At 56.4% G+C, this 596-nt stretch carries 1 protein-coding gene; it reads left to right on the forward strand.

Annotation, left to right across the window (positions count from 1 at the left end; translation table 11 throughout):
- Positions 1-412: 412 nt before the first annotated feature.
- Positions 413-596 (forward strand): hypothetical protein (locus ACMGDH_RS18190; RefSeq protein ID WP_436829397.1); only part of this gene is annotated, 184 nt, incomplete at its 3' end.

A 596-nucleotide genomic window follows, 5' to 3' on the forward strand; every position in this document is an offset into this window, starting at 1 on the left:
GCGCGCGACTGCTTAATCAGCCGCGCCACTCCGTGGGACGCGCCCCTTCTCGATCCACTGCTGCGCGGCTTCGCGCGAGGCAAAAGTTCCAATCAACACCTCTTCAGCACCGTTGCGACGCTTCTCGATGATAAAGAAGCGGCCTGATGAATGGATCTCGATGGTGTATTCTGAATACTTGTCAGGACTCATGGCGTTCCCAGCAAGCGGGTCATTCGAAAATGAGCATTACCGAAATTGTCTACGTGGCAACGGTAACAAAACGCAACGTGCCTGTCTAAAAATTCGATAGCATATTTGGATTAGGCGACGCCGGCCTGAGTTTGTACACACCGAAGCCCGGAGCCCCAAACTGGGCGCCTATGCTTACGCGACGGAGGTCGCCACCATTGGCGCTTCAAAGTCGTCATCGATGGTGATGAGTATGATGTTTGGATGCGCTCGTTGGCTCATGCCCGCAGCAGCAGGGATCGCCCTGTTTGCGCTTCTTGTGTCCGTTCCGGCGTCAGCCGATCCGGTGAGCCTGCGGTGCCGGATCAAGGGCCCGAGAGCATTCATCTATGGAGGGCTGTCGGTCATGGTCGACCTCAAAGCTC

Origin of the sequence: Sphingomonas radicis (assembly GCF_051400635.1) — a bacterium.
In the GTDB taxonomy this organism is placed as follows: domain Bacteria; phylum Pseudomonadota; class Alphaproteobacteria; order Sphingomonadales; family Sphingomonadaceae; genus Sphingomonas.